21 protein-coding genes are annotated in these 19056 nt (G+C 48.2%); 1 reads left to right on the forward strand and 20 read right to left on the reverse strand.

Going from position 1 to position 19056, the window contains the following annotated elements:
- Positions 1–102: 102 nt before the first annotated feature.
- The 13 genes from ACKF11_RS13270 to ACKF11_RS13330 form a co-directional block, all read right to left on the reverse strand.
- Positions 103–2046, reverse strand: coding sequence for a DNA cytosine methyltransferase (locus tag ACKF11_RS13270; protein WP_407997445.1), 1944 nt, complete (start codon positions 2044–2046; stop codon positions 103–105).
- A 504-nt stretch (positions 2047–2550) separates the two neighbouring features.
- On the reverse strand, positions 2551–2937 hold the full coding sequence (locus ACKF11_RS13275) for a hypothetical protein (protein ID WP_407997446.1): 387 nt from the start codon (positions 2935–2937) through the stop codon (positions 2551–2553).
- An 11-nt stretch (positions 2938–2948) separates the two neighbouring features.
- Entirely contained in the window at positions 2949–4211 is a 1263-nt protein-coding gene (locus tag ACKF11_RS13280) for a DNA methyltransferase (RefSeq protein WP_407997447.1), read from the reverse strand.
- On the reverse strand, positions 4183–4581 hold the full coding sequence (locus tag ACKF11_RS13285) for a hypothetical protein (protein ID WP_407997448.1): 399 nt from the start codon (positions 4579–4581) through the stop codon (positions 4183–4185). Before ACKF11_RS13285 ends, ACKF11_RS13280 begins: the two co-directional genes overlap by 29 nt.
- Before the next feature lie 130 nt (positions 4582–4711).
- Positions 4712–5251 carry a hypothetical protein gene (locus tag ACKF11_RS13290; protein WP_407997449.1) on the reverse strand — a complete coding sequence of 180 codons (540 nt, stop codon included), beginning with the start codon at positions 5249–5251 and terminating at the stop codon, positions 4712–4714.
- Between the two features lie 66 nt (positions 5252–5317).
- Positions 5318–6835 (reverse strand): hypothetical protein, encoded by a 1518-nt coding sequence (locus ACKF11_RS13295; RefSeq protein WP_407997450.1) that lies wholly within the window; start codon positions 6833–6835, stop codon positions 5318–5320.
- Positions 6835–8364 carry a DUF6878 family protein gene (locus ACKF11_RS13300; RefSeq protein WP_407997451.1) on the reverse strand — a complete coding sequence of 510 codons (1530 nt, stop codon included), beginning with the start codon at positions 8362–8364 and terminating at the stop codon, positions 6835–6837. The genes ACKF11_RS13295 and ACKF11_RS13300 overlap by 1 nt, the downstream gene beginning before the upstream one ends.
- The gene (locus ACKF11_RS13305; RefSeq protein ID WP_407997452.1) at positions 8361–9167 is read right to left on the reverse strand and encodes a hypothetical protein; all 807 of its coding nucleotides are present in this window, start codon (positions 9165–9167) and stop codon (positions 8361–8363) included. The genes ACKF11_RS13300 and ACKF11_RS13305 overlap by 4 nt, the downstream gene beginning before the upstream one ends.
- Positions 9168–9237: 70 nt before the next feature.
- Positions 9238–10797, reverse strand: coding sequence for a hypothetical protein (locus ACKF11_RS13310; RefSeq protein WP_407997453.1), 1560 nt, complete (start codon positions 10795–10797; stop codon positions 9238–9240).
- 4 nt (positions 10798–10801) lie between these two features.
- Positions 10802–12277, reverse strand: coding sequence for an ankyrin repeat domain-containing protein (locus tag ACKF11_RS13315; RefSeq protein ID WP_407997454.1), 1476 nt, complete (start codon positions 12275–12277; stop codon positions 10802–10804).
- Positions 12277–12750 (reverse strand): hypothetical protein, encoded by a 474-nt coding sequence (locus ACKF11_RS13320; RefSeq protein ID WP_407997455.1) that lies wholly within the window; start codon positions 12748–12750, stop codon positions 12277–12279. The genes ACKF11_RS13315 and ACKF11_RS13320 overlap by 1 nt, the downstream gene beginning before the upstream one ends.
- Positions 12751–12786: 36 nt before the next feature.
- Entirely contained in the window at positions 12787–13395 is a 609-nt protein-coding gene (locus ACKF11_RS13325) for a hypothetical protein (RefSeq protein ID WP_407997456.1), read from the reverse strand.
- 463 nt (positions 13396–13858) lie between these two features.
- Positions 13859–15022, reverse strand: a complete 1164-nt coding sequence (locus ACKF11_RS13330; protein ID WP_407997457.1) for a hypothetical protein — start codon at positions 15020–15022, stop codon at positions 13859–13861.
- Positions 15023–15185: 163 nt separating this feature from the next.
- On the opposite strand from ACKF11_RS13330, the gene ACKF11_RS13335 reads away from it, so the two are divergent.
- Entirely contained in the window at positions 15186–15761 is a 576-nt protein-coding gene (locus ACKF11_RS13335; RefSeq protein ID WP_407997458.1) for a hypothetical protein, read from the forward strand.
- A 135-nt stretch (positions 15762–15896) separates the two neighbouring features.
- On the opposite strand, the gene ACKF11_RS13340 is transcribed toward ACKF11_RS13335, so the two are convergent.
- From ACKF11_RS13340 to ACKF11_RS13370, 7 genes are all read right to left on the reverse strand, one after another.
- The gene (locus ACKF11_RS13340; RefSeq protein ID WP_407997459.1) at positions 15897–16958 is read right to left on the reverse strand and encodes a hypothetical protein; all 1062 of its coding nucleotides are present in this window, start codon (positions 16956–16958) and stop codon (positions 15897–15899) included.
- A gap of 97 nt (positions 16959–17055) precedes the next feature.
- A complete protein-coding gene (locus ACKF11_RS13345) occupies positions 17056–17499 on the reverse strand; it encodes a hypothetical protein (RefSeq protein WP_407997460.1) in 444 nt (147 codons plus the stop codon).
- A 6-nt stretch (positions 17500–17505) separates the two neighbouring features.
- Positions 17506–17655 (reverse strand): hypothetical protein, encoded by a 150-nt coding sequence (locus ACKF11_RS13350; protein ID WP_407997461.1) that lies wholly within the window; start codon positions 17653–17655, stop codon positions 17506–17508.
- Positions 17655–17861 (reverse strand): hypothetical protein, encoded by a 207-nt coding sequence (locus ACKF11_RS13355; protein ID WP_407997462.1) that lies wholly within the window; start codon positions 17859–17861, stop codon positions 17655–17657. Before ACKF11_RS13355 ends, ACKF11_RS13350 begins: the two co-directional genes overlap by 1 nt.
- Before the next feature lie 14 nt (positions 17862–17875).
- Positions 17876–18181, reverse strand: a complete 306-nt coding sequence (locus ACKF11_RS13360) for a hypothetical protein (RefSeq protein ID WP_407997463.1) — start codon at positions 18179–18181, stop codon at positions 17876–17878.
- 1 nt (position 18182) lies between these two features.
- Positions 18183–18623 carry a hypothetical protein gene (locus ACKF11_RS13365; RefSeq protein WP_407997464.1) on the reverse strand — a complete coding sequence of 147 codons (441 nt, stop codon included), beginning with the start codon at positions 18621–18623 and terminating at the stop codon, positions 18183–18185.
- Positions 18624–18747: 124 nt separating this feature from the next.
- Entirely contained in the window at positions 18748–19014 is a 267-nt protein-coding gene (locus ACKF11_RS13370) for a hypothetical protein (RefSeq protein ID WP_407997465.1), read from the reverse strand.
- Positions 19015–19056: the final 42 nt, after the last annotated feature.

Consider the following 19056-nt stretch of genomic DNA (forward strand, 5'->3'; position numbering starts at 1 on the left):
TTGGCCAATTATGACCAACACTTACCGAAAAATAGATTTCTTGCTCCTATATCACTTTGTTAGGTTTACAGAATAAAGCGAGTTCTGTAGGCCACGTAATAACTATGCTGCTCTCCTGATAAGCAAGTCGTCATGCTTGTGGCATTCACGGAATAGTGCTGCTGCTGGATATGGAGAAACGGAATTTCCGCACATCAGAACCTGCTTGCTCTTACTGAACACACGACCATCATGTCCATGAGTGATGATGTAACTCTCACGGAAGCCCTGAGCTGAATATAGTTCGGGCGGCTCCAGCATGCGAAGCGTGATATCCACAATCACAAACGGTTCACCCTTGTGGTATACGGTGACCAGTGCCAAACGGTCCCTGGTAGTGATAGTCGGCATTGGCTGATCAAGTCCGCTCATATTTTCTGTGCCGTAATAGCTGATCAAGAATGCTGCCACGCGAAGCGCTCGCGCCTCATCATCTTTAGATAACTCGCATTGAATCAAGCCATGATGCCCACCGCCGCAAGTCATGGTTTTTACTGGCAGTTCAATGTCGGCGCCATCCATGTTGTTACGCATGGTGACAAGGCTGGCACTTACAAGACCGAGTGAGTGAGGGGCGCCAGCAGGCCGCTTTGATTTTCCGCCAGCCGTAATGGTTGGGATTGGATCAGCCATATCCGCACCTACATTATCGAACTTCATCCGGGCTAGATAACTTGCTACTAGCGCTTGCTTGCGGCCTTGCGCAGTAATGACACCTTGTGGCTTCTCCATGTCTGGCACTCGTGGTTGTTGGTCTGGAGCTTCGCTGACCCCCATCTGTACCAAGTTTGCCATGGCGATTGATTGCCCATTACTGGTATGGATTACCCCAATAGGATCATTAACTGACTTCGAACCAATGCCCCAGCGTTTAGACTTACCTGGCTTTCCTTCACCGTGCCCGGCCTGAACCATAATTGCTGCCCCAATGGCTATCTCTCCACGGTGAGCAGCAGTAATAGTCCGCAGAGGATCTGCTGGATTGTAAACTCGATCAGCACCCTGGTGCGTGAGAGGCAATACAACCGGACTAGCTACCGCAAACTCAGACCTTGTGGTTGTGGTACGCAATGGCTCATCCGCATCAAACACCAGCGATCCATTGGCCTTAGTGTTGGACGTCTGAACGATAAATGGCCTAGGGTTATCCAACACAAACTTCTTAATGCCCTTGGCAACGCGACGCAAAGTGGCTTCAGCCAGCGGTTTCTTGCGTTCAAAGATCGAGCGTGCCGGCAGGCTGAAATCAATATGCTCGTGTGCAGAACTCCATCTCTTTTGTCCCTTGGTAGGATTCTTGAAGTGGGTTGGCTCAGGGAAGGTAACAGGCAGTCCGTCATTACGGGCATGCATGAATAGTCTGTCTCGTGTGGTACCAGCACCATAGTCAGCTGCCACCATATTCTGTACGGCAACGTCATAACCCATATCCCTCAGCATTTGGATAAATCGCCTCCAAGTTTGCCCTTTACGTTTTGGATCAGGCACTAAATATTGAAACTCGCGCGCTACTCTTTCGCCTGGCGCTGCAACAGTGCCATCTAGACGCATTACTCGACCAGTCACCTTGCAGCGCTTGGCAATTAAAGGCCCCCACTGCATTACCTGGATGACGTTTTCTAAGGTGATTACCTGTGGCTTGACCTGCCCAGCCCAGCGGATGACAACCCACGACAATGCACGCCGTTTTTCATTCCTAGGCTGGCCACCAGCGGCTTGGCTATGATGGGTGCAATCTGGTGATGCATGCAGATGGCCAATGAGGCGTCCTTGGGTAACAGATCGAGGATCAACCTCAAACACATCTGCGATGAAATGCTTAGTGTCTGGATGATTCACGCGATGCATACTGAGAGCGTCCGGATTATGGTTAATGGCAATATCTGGGTTACGTCCAGAAGCCATGTATATCCCCTCAGAAAACCCGCCACCACCGGCAAACAGATCAACGATAAGTTTTTGGTGAATGTCCAGGTTCTGCTGTAGAAATTCTGGTGCTGGTTTCATATTCAATATCCTTTGGATGTCTGGATCGCTGAGTAAAAATGCGAAAGATATACTACATGGGCATCTAATTAATTATTTCTTTAGCTTGTAAGCCAATTTTTTAACATTTTCGATAACAGATCTTTTTGCACTATGGAATAAACCACTGCACTTGGATTTAAAGGTCCTACGCCCTATGATCCATCTTCCGTTTCCCAAAATCCGCATGCCTCCACTGTCATCCACCCTGGCCAATACGTTAGTGCCTAGCCTGCAAGTGGTGCATATGCCGATCATTTCGCAGGAAATCTCTGCTTCACTTTGAACAGTCAATACACCGCGCAGATTTTCACCTTTAAGGACCACATTGCATTCGGCACAACGACTGGTGATACATGTCACTCTGTACCCATTTGGAAACCGGTATGGCAGCTGGCTTTCAAGCGATGGACTTGCCACCAGAAAATTGTCCCGCTCAGACAATTGCCGCTTTGCAACCTGGGATGACGTAATTGTTCCCATCAATCAGACTAATTCAGTAGACCGGAATGATGTTTCCGCGGGGAAACTTAAATTCGACCGGATGAAGAGTGCATATGGTCCATTTTCATGATCATAAATGCTAGCTAGGGTCCATTTACCGTCCTGTCCGCCATCTGGTGCCTCAGGTATCCAGGCACTGACATCGGAATGTTCAATGTAGGCAATACCTAATTCAGACTCTTCATCGATGTCGTCACAAAAACTTACGAACTTGCCTTCAAGGCCACGTGCTTCAAGCCAGGGTTTCACAGAAGCATCCCCTTCAGGGTTACCTTCAATGAACTGTTGTATCAGCGGAATATTGCCCCAGCCCTTGTCGTCCCTGGTCATGGTGCAATCGAATTTTTGGTTCAAAGTGCTTGCGGTCATTATGTTTCCTTTCAGGCAGCGTATTTGAGGTGGTTTTGGTATCCCATGAATTCCTTGAACCGAAGGGCGCCACCAAGCACATATTCGGCAACCAGCTCGGTCGCCATCCATGCGCGGCCCAGCAGCTCGGCAGCCAGTGGTGTGGTGAATGATCCGCCGAACGGATCTACAACCACTTCCCCTGGTTTAGTCAGGAACTCAATCAGGAATTTGGCCAGCTTCAATGGCATTGGGGCACCATGAGCGGGTAAGCCATTGGCAATAGCCATGCGCTTGTAGGCGCGCTGGCTAAAGTCCGCATTGCCAATCTTGATCACATTGCGAGGAATCTTGCCCTTGGTTTCAGCGCTATAGCTGCCTGGCAGGTGAACATAGGCACCATTGCTGCTTTCATAGCGGTGCTTCTGGCCACCAGCGGCAATGAATTTCTGGTGCTCTTTGCTATGAGGCTGCAACACGCGCCTGTTGTCAGAGGCAACCAGGCTTGGGTCATTGGTCAGCCAATACACCGGCTCATAGGCAACATTGAGCTGAGTACGCGTCTTGCTGGCCCAGATGGCTGGCCCTGGCGCCTTATTCGACTCCCAGATCAGCTCATCCATCTTGTACAAGCCCAAGCGATCGTGCAGGGCAAGGATCAGGCGTTCACGATAGAGCGACCTGGCAGGTAGGCCCTTGATGAAGATGTCATTGGAAATATTCAGGCAGATGCTGCCACCGGGCACCAGATTCTTAACCACTGGCTCCAGCATGCGGCACATCCAGTCAACAAATTCAGCTTCACTTGGGTTGCCGTAGTCGCGCGAATTTTGAAGCGGGTAGGGCGGCGAAGTGACCACCAGGTGAACCGGCGTATCAATTCGCTTGAAGAACGTCTCACAGGAGCCCAGGATAGCCACGCCGAGCCTGGTGGAGAACCCCAGGACAGAGAGTGTGGTGTCAATCTGGTTCAGTTTGTCCTTGTTTGGCTGGGTGAGCTTCCAAAGCCCACGTTTGCCAGGGATGCGTTCGATCACACCTGCAGCCTTCAAGGTCTGCTGGAACCAGCGTATTTTCCTGGTCATCAAGTTGTGGCCGTGGGAACCCCCAATACTGACCCTGGCATCAAGGACGGACTCTGGTAGGCCGGCTTGCTTTACAGCCATGCGATACAGGGTCTTATTATCTAGCGGCGCATCATCGTTGGCAGCATATGCAGCCAGGATCCCGGTAAACAGGGCAAGCTGGTGGGTGTCAGCGGGACGACTAGGCTTGGCGTGAACTGTCATGCTCATTGTCTTCCATGATGGCCAGGCCCAAATTCAGGAGAGCAGCCAATGTTTTAGGGGAGCGGCCACCGCCGCCAAAGGAAGTGCAGAATTCAATACCAGCTCGGGTGCCTTCTTCATCTATAATTTCTATGCAGACATCGCCATCGTCCTGGCGGAATAGCTGGATGCGGCCATTGGCGCTCATGTCTTCCTTGCGGCCAATAGAAACATTCATTGGCATGATGGGCGCTCTATTTTCGTCGTTGGCCAGCTGGCGAAGGAAGGCAATGATCTTTGCGCCTTCGCGAGTGTCTTCAAATTTTGTGCCACAGGAAAACTCAAAGCGAGCCGCTTCATCTATCTCGAAACTGTTCGGGGCAAAAGCGGTAGACATGGCTGGGAATCCGTGTGGTCAAAAGATGCGTATATTATACCACAAAAGCGATATTTGTCAAGGTTTCCGTGTGTGAGGTGCGTGAAAAAGCCGCATCGAAATGCGGCTGATGTAGGGGTGCAAGGCCGCGTTAATCTATGCTCACAATGACATCCGGATATTCTGCATCCAGTCGCTGTTTACTTGCCTTCAGCTCGCTGAGTTGCCGAGTAACTGTCGCCAATCTGTTCTCCAGATCTGCTTTCGTGGATTCATAGGACTGCAGGCCGTATAAGTAGCTGGCTTTAGCCTTCTTGACCGCATCAAGTTTATTCTCGAAGTAGGTATTGTCATACATGAGTAGGCCATCAACGGTAGTGTTCGGCCAACCAACCTGCACGCACTGGACTTCAATAATCGCATCGTCAGTGTATGTATAGGCACTGATGAGACTGTCGTGTTGATCCTCCTGCTGCAGCAAAGTGGTAAACAATACTGGATCAGCAGTGATGTCCCGAGTGTACCTGGTGAGTTCGGCATCGCTGTTGTGGTCAAACTCCCTCAGTAGCTTCCCGGTTGGCGAGAAGATCAGCATGTCATTGATGAAGCCGCTGCCAATACAAAGTTTGCCCTCTTTGATGTGGACGATATGCCTGATGTTGTAGTGTTGCTTGACCGCTTTAACGCCCATAGCTTACCTCGGAAGTCTGTAAAAACTGCAATTAATATACCTTGTAAGCAACCAAGCCAGCAATACTCAAATCCTCATTTTACGAGGTTGCAACTCCTGTTGATCTTGGGCTTGCTCAGCTGCAATCTCGGCAATCAGCGCGGGAATCAGCTGTTCAAAATCTTGCTTCAAAAGCGGATTCACTGAATCAAAACAGGTTCTGCCATATTGATCCCTGGCATCCACCGGGATTTTATCGAGAATGGCTTGCTTCATTATTGGTTGCAGATGCCCATACTCAGCACCCCTGAAGTTTTCTGCCAGCCCAAACCATACGTTTTGTCCTGCGTTGTTTACTGGTGTGACCACCGCACCTTGGTTGAAGGCCTTAACAGCGTAGGCAACCTTGCGGTTATTGAGTAAAGCCTGAATTAGACCATTGCCAAATTCATCAACAACACCCGGCTCATTAGCCTCAATGTATGCTGAAAGGGCAAGGTCAGCATTATGGTAGCTATTGGAGTTTTGAGACAGGAAGCCCAGGCATTCAGGCATTGTTGTGCTGTCTTTCACATCCAACAGGCGCGCATGCATTTCAGTGCCAGGCTCAATAGGCTCACCATCAGTACCAATCCACTGATTATCACTCTTGATTGCGGCAAGCCGAGGTATCGGGTTTTTACCTACATGATAAGCAGCCAGCGGCCCTTTCATGACCAAAGGATCTGTAGGCAGGGCAATTTTCTTCAGCCTGCCAAATTTGATTTGGTCTTGGGTAACCTCAGGCTCATTCACCGTTTCATAGATCGTAAGTTCAAACAGATCGCCACCTGAGTTATTGATAATGAGCTCAAGGCTTGCTCCGCTTAAATAGCCAAAGTCCGCAGTGTCCTCCACATCACATTCCAACCAGGACATATCAGCATTGGCCAACACCTGAAGAAGGTCCTCGCGTAATGCTGTGTATTCAGGGGTGCCAAATCCAAGTGAGCATTTTAGGTAACTGAAAGCTCCAAGATTGGCCTCAAACTCATGTGAATCGAAGTCGGTTTCGAGGAATATCTCAGTTTCACCATGCAGAATCATGGCATTTTTCAAACCATCAAATAATGCCTGCGCGCGCGCCTCTGCTAGTTTGAATCCATCTGGTGTCTGGGTTCCGGAAAATACCAAGTGGAGATTAGGTTCAGTCTCATACTTGTCTTCTTCAAGATCCATCGCAATGCCCTTGCTGGTGATCGTGAAAGTGCCGCTGCCACCATTGCCGTCACCATAACCTTGCATATCAAAAATTCTCAGGCATTCACGATAAATGTCATGGGTGAAGCTGGAGAGATTGGTAAGGCTTCCTGAATAGTCAACGGGGTGTGTGCCGCCAAACGAGTTCTCCGTAAGGTGCGTAACGTAGTCATAGCTGGAAGGTGCCAGCATGAGTATGTTAGACGCATCAACCATGACGCGCTTACCATCTTTTTCAAACCAATAATCCGTCATTTCGCCAGAGTCGCCCCCACCTGAATAGGAAATAAACAACGAATCAGCGCCAACTTCGGCCAATTTGTCGAGCATGATGAACATCAGGGCATTCGGTTTTTTTGCCATCATTACATCCTTGGGCCTGAGCTGCGAGACTGGCTGTGCTGAATATCCTCAACTGCTATTTCAGCGCTTACAGTTTTGGCCAAATCGCTCAGCGAACTGCCAGTTGTGGGGGGCATATACCCAAATACCTGCTTGCCGTTTGAATCCAGTACGTCTGGCGACAGATCGTTGAGAAGCAAAGTTCTTATCACTTTCGAGGGATGATCTTTGCCATGCCAATTCGGCTGCCACTTGCCCATGGAGAACCAAATATTCTGGCCTGCTACATTCACTTTGTTCATGTGACCCATATTGGGATGCAGCTGCATTTGCTCTGCAGCAATCTGGAACCTAGTATTGAATAGCAGGCTCATCATGGTTGAATTGCCCGCGAAGTCAGTCATGTCTGCCATATGGCCATAATGCTCGGTCGCAAAATCCAATCGTTCTTGAATGGAGCCAAATGACTTGTGGCAAAGCGCCAAGGTAAATTCTTCTACTGATGGCAGGTAGGGCATGGCAAGGAATTCCTCAACCTTTTCAGGCGGGGCTTCATGGAACTTGCCTTCCTGGTCGCGGATATACCATGTTGATCCATTTTTATCTTTGGATGCGTAGATATGAACCTGGTTGTCAGCATCTAGCCAGGTCACAGTGTTAAAGCCGGTTCTTGTAAGCTGATCTGGCTTAGGCAGGGTTTTTACGAGCCCTGGCCCTTCATCAATGAGGTCGATAGACTGAGGTTCAGCTTCTTCTGTGGTTTCCAAAGAGGCAAGTACAGTCAACCTGATTGATGGGTTGTCATCAAAATCACTGAGCTCTGCGAATATTTGGGCGCCAGTGAACTCATTTTTCATAGAGACATGCTCTACAAGCCAGTCGAAATTGTAATTTGCCAATATGGAAGCAACTTCAGCATCCAGCTCCACCCTGATCTTGGTACCATCATTTTTCTCACCAATAATAGATTGGACATTCCCCAGGTGGTCATCAAAATGACTGTATTCCATGCCGGTTATGATGTTGACTTTGGTCAGATCATTGGCCTCCATTAGAATTTTGAGATCATTGAATAGGCTGATAGCCACCAGGTCGTTTGGATCAGAAGATGTCTCTAGGAGCTGCAGCTTGAAAGTTTGATCGGCAATTTCGACGTTGTCATAAAGGTTGCTTGTAAATTCAAGGGTGGCTACGTCTTGAGTAATGGTAATGACCCCACTGCCACCATCACCGTTCTCATAACCATCTCTGCCACAATCACTCATGATTTCATTAGTCACATCCAGCAGGAAATCGTGCAAATTCTGAATGCAAGCATCATGGGTTACAACTTTCCCTTCAACAGCGGCATCAATCATGGCATGGGTATAGTCCCTCATTGTTAGGCTCTGCACATGGATTGAATGCTGATCAATCTCCAGGGAGGGATCCTTCATGATCAATGTCACATCATTGATGTCCCCGGAGTCACCTGCGCCTGAAAATTCAACATCTATTTGCTGCACGCCATACGTGGCCATGAATAAACGAAGATCTGAGTAATGTTGGCTCATATGACGGCTCTTTTTTCCATGAAAGTTGAATAGTGCTCTTCTGAGAAGATGATGGTTTCCGGTCCAATGAATGGCACCCATTCAAGCCAGAATTGATTGTCCAGGCGATCGATACCTACGTGCTGGTCGTGCTGCCCATCATTCTCGGATAGGTGGACTTCCAAGCATCTGCCGCTTTGCAGCATTTCCTTGACCAGGTTGTGATCAAAGTAACCGTTCCGCTCACCTAGAATCTTGATGTGGGAAAAGTCCAGAGCGAAGTAAGCATCGCCCTTAAATAGGGCCTCATACTCGCGCCAGGTGGACAGGAAGTAATGCTCCCTGGATGGATACATACCTTCGATCGCTACCTTGGCGCCCAGGAGATCCTGCAGGCGTGCAGCCTGGTTTGTTAGCCAGGAGATGGGCCTGCCTTTTCTGGATCCTGGATGTAGAGAGTAAATTGGATGCCCCAGAGCTGCCTGGCAAGCCTTGAGGGCTTCCAAATACGCGCCTTCCTCCATGATGGTATCGAGGTCGATAATCCGGAGCTTATCAAGCAGGTGCACATTGGCATGCAGCCTAAACACGGTGTTTGGGAAAGCTTCGCGTAGATGGTTGATGACATATGGATTCACCTGGCCACGATTCTGAGGACAGATCTGCATGTGGGCGGCGCTGAAGGGGAATTGCCAGTCCGCCGAGGTGCGCACAATGCCTAAGGCATCATGCTCTGTCGCAGCATTGGCTGCACCCCATGGGGAAAAGCGCGGGAAAGCACCCAGCGAGTAATGAATCGGGATTGAATTTGGGGTAGCAGACATGAATAAATTCGCCACTGATAATGCTTATATTGTACCACATAAGCAATCAACCCAGGATTCAATACTGCCGTTAAAGCCTCATCCGCCTATTGGAAGATGTACGCTCATCCTCATTTTGCATGGCTGTCCGTCGAGCAATAAGTGCGCCCATGATTGACGGAAGGAATGATCGGACAAAGGCCCGGTCGTTTAGATCAGCGCTGATGATGGCTTGGGCCATCCCTTGTTCTAAAGCGGCGTAGCCGGCCTGGTCCGCAAAGACGGCAAGGATATCCGTAACCTGATCCCTGAGATCCTCATAAGAGGCATCTACCAGGACTTCCATCAATGAGTAGTAGCTAGAGGCTGATTTGACCAGCAATGGCGTAAGCTCAGGCACATGTTCAGCCAAAAACCCCAGGTCCTGTCCACTAGAAAGAACATATTTCAGCTCGCCAAGGCCCTGGTGTTCTAGCATATGGTGAAACAGTGTCTTGCCCTGCCTATCCTTACGAGCAATGGAACCCAATTCCAAAAAGAGCTGCAATTCTTGGTCAAACGGAGTTCGGTCATAATTAAGCTCACTCGGCATAAAGTCATATGGAATGCTTTGTATGCTGTCGACAACATCCTGTCTAACCTGAAGCTTGCAGGTGCCAGGCTCAATTCCAAGCCAATCCCCATCCTTCTGGATTGCCACAATTTCTTCCAAATCCCCGGTGACACCGACCTTGATCACGGTGTTTGGATTTGGCCTCACCCATCCCGAAGGGTGACAAGTCGATAGCCCAGTATTGAAATTCTTGGGAGTATCGGTTAACTCAATACTGAGCTGCCTGGTTTTCACCATCGCGGTGCGCACATGGATATCAATGAAAGCGTCGTCGGAGGTGAAGGCTATGCCAACATTCACCCCGATCGAACTATGGCCCCAGCGCGCTGGGCGTACAAACTTCAACCATTCGGCATCAAATGTATTGAGCTTATCCTGGATGTCATCGAATTTTGGTGCCCGTTGGTCAGTACGGGTTGTGGGCAGTATCTCCAAAAGCTCTCCTAATCCTTTACGAGCTCCCTTCAACCAGCCTGTTTGGAAACCCACCTTGAAATCTGATGCTTGTTTATCCCGACATTCCTCCATAACCATGTCAACTAAGGCACTTAAACCAGGTGTTATACGATCTACATCTGATGCCTGGTAATCCAGGATCGAGGAATGGTAGACATTTTTAATTGCTTTTTTGAAATGCAAATCCAGCTTGGCTTTGCACATGCCATCTTGGGAAAGCACAATTTCACCATACGCAGAGAAACCATTGTCCCCCTTATCCCAATCTGTATGCCAATCTGCATGATTGACCAATTCAGCGACAAAGTGTTGGGTCAAATCAAGCAATCCCTCTGGCACATATTGGTGCTTAAAGGCTATGCCTGGTGGGACAAAGCGGTCCTTGGGCAAGATGCACGAAAATCGGTAGCCCAAATCCATAGGCTTACCCTTGCGCATAAATTCAGCCTTGGTCACCGCGGAGGATAGTGATTCTCCACCAATTCTATTGACACAGATCTTTACGCTATCAGCACCGAGCTCGCGCATTGCTTGAAGCAAAATTGCGCTACCCGAAATACCAACTATTGGGGATGGCATCATCGAGCTAAATCCTCATTGTCCTGGTGGTAGGCTTGCATTCTTCATGCCCACCAGCAACCTTGTTTGCCATCTCGGAACGTATCGACTCAAGGACAAGTGCGCTATCAATTGGATCAAGCTTTTCGATGACTTCCAAATGACCTTGAAGGCCTTGAGTAACCTCCAGGCTGGTCAATTTTTGAACAATGAAATCAAGCTTATTTTTCCCTACGGCAACATCTTTAAGACATCTAACCAGGGCATGCCAGACCGTCTCGCCCTGGTCATTCCTCAAGCTTAAATCTGGGCTATCATCGGTAAGCAGCACGATAGTTCCTTCAACATCTCCTTTAATCAACAAGCTGTGAAGGAGCGTATTGCCAATGTCATCCTGTGCATCCAGCAATCCTGCTTCCAGGTAATAGTCGATGGCATCCAAGTCCTCAGTAAGTGCGCAATCAATTGGGATCTGAACGAATGGGCTATTCCACCAGCGTTCAATTTCTTCCTGAGAGGCTAGTGTAAGCCCTTCTTGGAGGCTGAATTTGTGCCACTTTCCTGCATGGATCATGCCCAATAGTTGGTCTGGCTGACCTTTATCATTGAGTGCCGCGACTACATCACTCACTACACGAATCGGCTGCCCTCCAACATTATTGCTGGAGGGTGGGTAGTAGACAACGCCTTCAAAATCGATCTGATCACTCATGTTCGCTTTGATGATGAATTCTTTGATTTCACCATTCGCATATCGAACCAAAGAAATATTCACTTGATAGAGCGCGTCCTGCTCCCCGATATCAAAATCTTCAGGCTTGATATCGTCGAAAAACTTGAATAAACCTAAATCCGCCCGCGATTCCCTACCATTTAAATTGTTGACATTGAGGCTATCCAGGAGCGAAATATTTGCTGACATTGGGATCAGCGTATTGCAAATCAAATATTTTACTTCGGGAAGATTTTTCAGGGCTTCGATGATCTTCTTGGTCGCGGGTAAGGCTGTGGGCCAATATCCGGTTTCGTGATTATGTAATGGCTGGATTTGTGAATAATATCTGGGGTTGAAGCGGTACGATAATTTGCCATCCAGATTGTAGTTGAGCTCGCCCATTAAAACGGGCTGCGTGCCAAGCTCAGCGTGGGTAGAAAATAGCTTGCAAATTAAATCCGCCAATATTTGGCTTCCAGGTACGGCGGTGTGGTGATACGAATTGACCCGAGAGTAGGTCATTTCTTCAAATTCACACTCGATTTCCGCGTTCCTTGTGATGACATAATCTGATGCTTGAGGCCATAGGTATGTATCGATGTCGCACGCGCGCCTGTCCCCATTAGGGTAGATTAGGGTGACCTTCATAGTCTTGTCCCGGAAATATTCGTATTCCATGTGGGCAGAGAAAATGAACGCGCACTCGACAGATACAGCACCTGTGCTGGCGAGCAAGTGGTGCAATAAGTCTACAGGGCGACTGATAGGGGTTGGGGTAGGGAAGCGCATCAACCAACCACCTTCATGGCTGGTCGAGCTTTCCTGGCACTGTCCAGGTCTTGGCTAACCTCAGCAATCAGGATTCCCAGATACCGGCTGGCGGCCATTGAGGCGCCGACTAAGAATGTCGCCCCACTGGAATTGGAGTGAACCCTGTCAACATCAGCATCGGTCAGCAGGTGTACGATTTCCTTGATATCAGCTCTATGTCCGTCTTGCTCCAAGCCTGGCGCAATGGCGCCCAGCGCGCACTGGCTATCAAGGCCGCGAATGAGCGAAAACCACAAAGTCTCATCATGGCCATTAAGCTGGTGGGGATCCCACCCGGCATGCAATAAGGCTGCTGCGGTTTCCCATTCACCTTCCAAGAGGTGCTGGTGGACAAACTCATCTCCCTGATGCCTACTTTGAAGCACTGCAGTAGCAGTGCCCAATAGAGCAAGATGATGAATTTTGGAGGTTGCAATCGCCTGGGCAGTCATGAGTGATATTCCTGGTCACTAACTGCTTATATTGTATCACATACGCATTCTTGATGGCTTGGAAGCTGCATGGGCTGTGTGAACTTCTCCAGCTATTCTGGCGTGAGCTGCTTGGGCGCTCCGAATGAAATAATCATTAAATTTCGGCGCGTTAGCCTTAAGTAGGTGCTGGCATGCAAGATCAAAATTTGAATTACCCGTCTCATGCCTCAAGAGTCTATATAGGATTTCCTCAACGTACGGTCGCAGGGAGGTTAGGTTGGGGTTTTGAAAAATGTCCAAACATACTGGAAGGAAGTGATCCCATAGTTTCTTCTGGATTTCTGGTGCTGCTATGGACTCTTCGCACCGCTCCATGACTAGGCATGCTTGAATCACTTTGTTTCCGAATAGTAAATAATCCAGCAGGGTGTAGCCAGTTACCAGGTCAAGATCATTACCAAAGCCTGCATCCAGATATTTCCCAACTTCAGAGCGAGTTAGCAACGAGGCCATTCTTGGATTTCTGGCCAACGGATAGGCAAACCAATCTGGGTAATCAGGTGTTGATATCAACCCGAACTTCGAATCCAGGGAGCAATAAGACCTCTCAGAGTCCCAGGCTACGGCTACCCCTGATATATATCCATTGTCATCCAAATCCATTAATGAAGAATCCCCAAAACTAATTTACTTGGTACCAACCGGCACCTTGATTTTGGGCGGATCAAAGAATTCGTTATTGTGAACCTCCCACTCTATTCTCCGGTCTCTGCTTTGTCTGTGAATGGACGCAGTCACTTTTTCGGACGCTGCATAGATGCAGAAAGTCATTGGATGAATAAAATTCGCAGTTGCTTTGTCTTGATTGGCCAACAATTCAGGTTCCATCCTGAATTGCTCTCGCACCATGTCAATCAGAGCGTCGATGCTTGAGAGCTCAAAATAACCGTTTTCAACTTCCACCTTTGAATTGTCGGCAAGGCAGGGGCAGGCTCGTACTTGATCATCCCGGCGTTAAAATCATTGGTTTTGGCCTTGGTTTACGTGCTGGCGGGGCATAACTGCCATGCGCATTTGTGTAAGCACTAAAACTTCCCATGATTGCCAATGATCTGGCAGATGAATCTCAAATTCTAATCTTTGGTTTTACTACCAATGGTTCATCGATTTGGTCAGCTGCGATGCTAGCGATTACACCTTGTTGAATCCTGAGGACATGATTAATTAAGAATCTGAATTCCTCTGGCGTGTTTTTGAAAGTATTTACGTCCGCAGCCCATTCCATTCCTTGTGAAAGGGTATGCTTGATGACTTGGTAAACTAGGTGCCCATTCTTCTCAAAATTGAAATCAAACCCATTGGCGGATCTAGTGTTGATGCCGGCAATCAAACATTCGATTGGCCCATGACCCTTGTTATTACGCCTTGCAACTGCATTTGCGCCAAGGCTAATTGCATTGGCCAATTGATTCTGAATCAAATACACCATAAAAGCCGAATTGCCGTCAGCATCCACGGCCTGCTGAAGTACCTCATTCGACATACTAGGTACTAATGAATGATGGTAAGAAGGCAAATACTTAGTGGATAGCACCAATGGCAATTGATCATAGCTATCTTTTACTTGCTCAGTGACCATGCCGTCCGGTGTGAACCACTGCATGAAGTCATTCCGATGGGCGACAAGATGCTCAATAGTACCGTCACACGAAACCATGGCGACAAGGTCAGGTAAAATTCTGATCAGTGTTGGACCTGAAAATTGACCATATGATGGGCTGCTTAAGATTGGGTCATCAGAAATATCGATGTTGAACTCAAGCTTAACATCGTCAATGGAAACTGAAATCTCTGTTGTTTCAGTGCTTACAGTACATTTAATGGCGCAATCGAAAGTCAGCGGCCAGTTGTTGAATTTTTTTAAATATCTTTCATCATTCGTGATGACATTACCAATAAATTCATACAATTTATGGGTTAAACCATATAATGGATAAATGCTGGGAACGATATTATCTTCTTTTTCTGCCTCATACACATACTCCAGGTCATATGACCTGATAGTATTGTCTAGTGCCAACCTAAATGATCGCTCCATGGGCTTATAACTCTTAAGGTCAACTGGTTTACCATCATTAGTTTTACGGATAAATAAAGCATTACTCGACAAATTCCTGCCGACCATCAATTCCTTCAATCCGTGTCTACGCATAAATGCACGCAAAACAGCCACGTAATTGATTACGATTGGATTTGCGTCGGCAATCAATGAAATATTGGGTATCGACAAAATTAAATTCTCCGCTGCGGGTGGGGTCGCTTTCTACATACTCTGGAGGCGCCATAGGAGTGGCGAGTCTGGAATTAAGAGTCGGTATTATAACATTTTAGAAGGCATAATATCTCTCATGGAGTATAATATAAGCATCAATAAAATTACCCTTGAGAGCCCGATGATGACCGTACCCTATCAGGATGTCGTGGTTGAATTTCTAAAACAGGTTGGCCTGGATATCCGGGAAATACCTGTAGCCAATGGCTTTGTCCCTCACATTGAGATCCATGGCGGCGTGATCTATTACGATCGAAACGTATCCGCCAGCGCGCTACTACATGAAGCTGGCCACCTGGCCATCCTGACTGGGGATGCCCGGGCACATTGCGAAACAGACGTTTCTGGGGCGCAAAGGTTGATGTTTGAGCACTACCGGGATCTGGAACATGATCACCCAGCCCTGCGTATTGCCTTGCAGTCAGGTGACACGGAGGCCACGGCCTGGGCCTGGGCAGCCGGCAAGCATCTTGGTGTTCCGGATGACTTGATCATCCTGGACCATGAGTATGATGGTACCGGAACAGAGATACGCCTCAGGCTACAGTTAAATGCATATTTTGGTATCAATGGGCTGCGCGCCACTGGAATCTGTAAAACTGGCCAGGATGGATATCCCAAACTCAACTACTGGCTTCAGCCAGGCTTTGATATTATCCCTGCACCAGAAGCCAAAAGAAGCCCTGGGATGCACTGAAATTCTGTTTTGAGGGGAGAGTGTTAAATACTGAGATTGTTGATCGTGGTTGCGATATTACATTTGCCCACGTTGGCCATGGCCGACCTGGCTAAACTAAAGCTTTATGATGGTGGGAGTAAACATGAGCATGCCTTACATGGAACGACGGCGGGCGATGGTCTCCAGTGGTACTGATAGGGCTTCTGTGGCTATTGTTTCTGCTACCAGCATCCGTAGGAATTCAACCACCTCAGTCCGAGTGCTCCCTGTCAATCCGGTATAGTGGAGTTTGCGAACATCTTGGGTTACGGTCGGTGCGCCATGCTGAACAAGTAGTCTGAATATATCTCGTACGCTTGTAGATGATGTGTACTTTGACTGCGCACTTTGCTGCAAAGATCCAATAAGAGAGTGAAGTAGAGACTCCCCGAACCTATTTGTATATTTCAGTTGCTCGGGTGTCATCCTGTGCATCACATCCAGCGCGCTATTCCAACTTCCCCGCATCAATAAATAATGTACTAGGTGGTTACCACCTAAATCATCAACGGTGTTCAGAATATTTGAGGTAATGGGTCTGTTATCTGTATTAGCAACATCGATCGGTGATAAGAATAATGGTGAAGCTTCAATAGCAGAAACCACGATGGGATCAACTATTTTGATCTTCATCTCAGTATCCACATTCTTCCAGCTTTTGTCATGTTGGCGGACGCCTGCTACGCGTTTGGCTCTCAATTGATCATCAAGCTCAATTGCCAGATTTTCCGAAGTTCTAATATATCGAGTACCCAAAGGCACTTCAAAAACTGGAGAATCAAGAAAGTTCGTCTCAGGAAGCTGCACTTCTTTAGTATGATTTGCGGATGTTATGTTCAACAAATTATCAGCATGCAGAGAATACTTGTAACTATTTGGGTCTTTAAAGTTGAGATTAAAATATTGACCAAGTAGGAAGGGCATATTGGACACAGCTGATTTGATGCTAGCCATGGAGGCTTGGCCTGTATTCACTGGACCATAAACTTGCATAAGGTCAAAGCGTTCAGCAATAGGGTCATCCATCAAGTGATACATGAAGCCCAAGCCGGCCGATAGACAGATCCGATGAATACTCAGCATAATGGTGTAATGAAAACCTGAGCCGGGATCAGTATAATAGATATCACCATTGGCATCATAAAAAACGCCTTCCTCCAGCTTAGAAAGCTTCATCTTTCTCATAAACTTCGTAATGTCCGAAAAGACATTCAACTTGAGTTGGGAGATGGGTTGACTAGTGAACATGTGTATTAATTACTGAATTTGACAATTAATCATCTGGGCGAATGTTTGTAGATGATTCGGTGTTTGGAAAGGTCACATCCCAACTGTCAAAATTACCTACACAGCTAAGGTAGGTGGTAATGCCTGTTTCGTGATTAGTCAGAACATAGTAATAATCATTTTGCCCAACCATTACCCCATTGAACGTGTGAGGTTTGCCGCGGTAAACACAGGCCTTACTCAGGAAGGGTTCGGCTTCAGTTGCGATCGTAGCAAGATTGCCATTGCAAATGCACTTCTCAGCCTGCGCATGCACTTCACCTTCTGCTTTGTTCAGCTGCTCACGCAGCACCTTGGTTTCGTTCGCAACGGCACTGTTGAGCAGTTCCACTACGTCATCCAGATTAAAGCGCTCCCCGCCATCAGAAGTGTCTATCGAGACACCTACGGATCTTGCCAGGCTGCGTACTGCGAAATCGTTATATGCCATTGCTCTCTATCCCTTATCGAGCATAGCCGCGCGCTTCTTGCGCTTGGCCAAAGTTTGGACGACCCACACAACTAACATGACGGCGGCAATGAAGCCCAGGCCGTTCGTGAAGCCCTGTAGAAGATTATTCAGAATTGCGATCCAGTTGATCATCATTACGCAGCCTGCTGTGCCAGGTGCTTCCAGCGTTCTGGAAGGTCTGCAGCTGCAACCCATTGGAGCTTGCGGCGACCATTGGAAAACACGTGATGCCCATTCGACATGACCGGTATGCGGTATTGGGTGCCATGCTTCTTAGTGACGCAGACATCCCCAATCGCTGGCTGCTTGGGGAGTTCTCTCTGGATGACCGCAATTTTCATGATGAGTCCTTCAGTTAGGGTTTAGGAGAGCTACGGCTTGGAGCTAGGGAAGGCATATCTTCACCAAACAGCTCGGCCATGAGATCCGCATCAGAGATGGAATCCTTGAAGCTATTGACCTTAGCTACGATGTAGCCTGCTTGCTCTAGCTGGTAGATCACGGATTCAGTGTGTTGCACAAACACCTTGCCAGTGCCATCGGTTTGCTCAGCCATTTCACGCCAGGCCTTTTCGCCTGCGGCAGTGTTGGCATAAAAAGCCGTGAATAAGCCGTCATCAGTAGGCTTGTAGGTCAGGTCAGGTTTAGGCGCAGCGGTCATGCTAGGAGTCCTTCTGGTTGGATAGCGTGGTGCCCATCAGCTTGTCGACCTCTGTGCTCCAGAGCAGGCGATTGGCATCCCCATTCACCAAAACAAAGTTGTTGGTGCTTGGGTTGTGAAGTAGGTACCCTGAAACCGCATAACCTGTGGCCAGGATATCGGTTGTAATGGCCTCAGTTAGCTTTACGCCAGTTGTCCGACCCTCAGGCTTGGGGCTGTCCTTAAAATTGCCTGAAAGGCGCTCAATCTGGCCCCTGTCGCGGAATACGCCGTATAACATCCTGGTGCCATGGTCGGTGAACGACTGACTTTCGCTGTCCCATTCACCTGGATCCCAGGAGTGCGCCCGCATGTATGCCAAGAACAATTCGAGTTCTTCAGCGGAGTGGGGCGTGCCCTTCTTGCCGACATAAACGGCAGTCGAGGTGGGCTCCATGATCATGCTTGTTCAACCTCAGCAAGGATGGTGAATTCGGCTGAGCCACCAGCAACGGTCATGCACTCTATGACGCGCCCATACACTCTGGCTTCGCTGTCATGTTCACCAGTGGAAATGTCCACGGAAATCAACTTTCCTTGCAGCATTTCCGCCAGGGCTTTCTCACTGTTAGCCGAAGTGAAATCAGGGCCAATAGCGTTGGCATTTCACAGCGGTTACTGTATTTTTCAGCCTGCCAGACCAAAGAGTGGATAGTGTCGGCAGCCTCAAGGTCACCATCAGCTTCCAGACGCTCAATGACTTTCTCGATATGTTTTGGCACCAGCGCGGCATCCCGGGGCAGCAGACGTTTGCGTCCGCTCATATTGGCAACTAAGTCTGCAAACAATCCCATGGGGGATAATCCAGTAAAAGAATGCGAATAATATACCACATA

Origin of the sequence: Methylobacillus draconifructus (genome assembly GCF_045984385.1) — a bacterium.
In the GTDB taxonomy this organism is placed as follows: Bacteria; Pseudomonadota; Gammaproteobacteria; order Burkholderiales; family Methylophilaceae; genus Methylobacillus; species Methylobacillus flagellatus_A.

Coding starts and splice junctions, on each gene's coding strand:
- ACKF11_RS13270 (WP_407997445.1), bottom strand. CDS start 2,046: ATGAAACCAGCACCAGAATTTCTACAGCAGAACCTGGACATTCACCAA.
- ACKF11_RS13275 (WP_407997446.1), bottom strand. CDS start 2,937: ATGACCGCAAGCACTTTGAACCAAAAATTCGATTGCACCATGACCAGG.
- ACKF11_RS13280 (WP_407997447.1), bottom strand. CDS start 4,211: ATGAGCATGACAGTTCACGCCAAGCCTAGTCGTCCCGCTGACACCCAC.
- ACKF11_RS13285 (WP_407997448.1), bottom strand. CDS start 4,581: ATGTCTACCGCTTTTGCCCCGAACAGTTTCGAGATAGATGAAGCGGCT.
- ACKF11_RS13290 (WP_407997449.1), bottom strand. CDS start 5,251: ATGGGCGTTAAAGCGGTCAAGCAACACTACAACATCAGGCATATCGTC.
- ACKF11_RS13295 (WP_407997450.1), bottom strand. CDS start 6,835: ATGATGGCAAAAAAACCGAATGCCCTGATGTTCATCATGCTCGACAAA.
- ACKF11_RS13300 (WP_407997451.1), bottom strand. CDS start 8,364: ATGAGCCAACATTACTCAGATCTTCGTTTATTCATGGCCACGTATGGC.
- ACKF11_RS13305 (WP_407997452.1), bottom strand. CDS start 9,167: ATGTCTGCTACCCCAAATTCAATCCCGATTCATTACTCGCTGGGTGCT.
- ACKF11_RS13310 (WP_407997453.1), bottom strand. CDS start 10,797: ATGATGCCATCCCCAATAGTTGGTATTTCGGGTAGCGCAATTTTGCTT.
- ACKF11_RS13315 (WP_407997454.1), bottom strand. CDS start 12,277: ATGCGCTTCCCTACCCCAACCCCTATCAGTCGCCCTGTAGACTTATTG.
- ACKF11_RS13320 (WP_407997455.1), bottom strand. CDS start 12,750: ATGACTGCCCAGGCGATTGCAACCTCCAAAATTCATCATCTTGCTCTA.
- ACKF11_RS13325 (WP_407997456.1), bottom strand. CDS start 13,395: ATGGATTTGGATGACAATGGATATATATCAGGGGTAGCCGTAGCCTGG.
- ACKF11_RS13335 (WP_407997458.1), top strand. CDS start 15,186: ATGATGACCGTACCCTATCAGGATGTCGTGGTTGAATTTCTAAAACAG.
- ACKF11_RS13340 (WP_407997459.1), bottom strand. CDS start 16,958: ATGAAGCTTTCTAAGCTGGAGGAAGGCGTTTTTTATGATGCCAATGGT.
- ACKF11_RS13345 (WP_407997460.1), bottom strand. CDS start 17,499: ATGGCATATAACGATTTCGCAGTACGCAGCCTGGCAAGATCCGTAGGT.
- ACKF11_RS13350 (WP_407997461.1), bottom strand. CDS start 17,655: ATGATGATCAACTGGATCGCAATTCTGAATAATCTTCTACAGGGCTTC.
- ACKF11_RS13355 (WP_407997462.1), bottom strand. CDS start 17,861: ATGAAAATTGCGGTCATCCAGAGAGAACTCCCCAAGCAGCCAGCGATT.
- ACKF11_RS13360 (WP_407997463.1), bottom strand. CDS start 18,181: ATGACCGCTGCGCCTAAACCTGACCTGACCTACAAGCCTACTGATGAC.
- ACKF11_RS13365 (WP_407997464.1), bottom strand. CDS start 18,623: ATGATCATGGAGCCCACCTCGACTGCCGTTTATGTCGGCAAGAAGGGC.
- ACKF11_RS13370 (WP_407997465.1), bottom strand. CDS start 19,014: ATGGGATTGTTTGCAGACTTAGTTGCCAATATGAGCGGACGCAAACGT.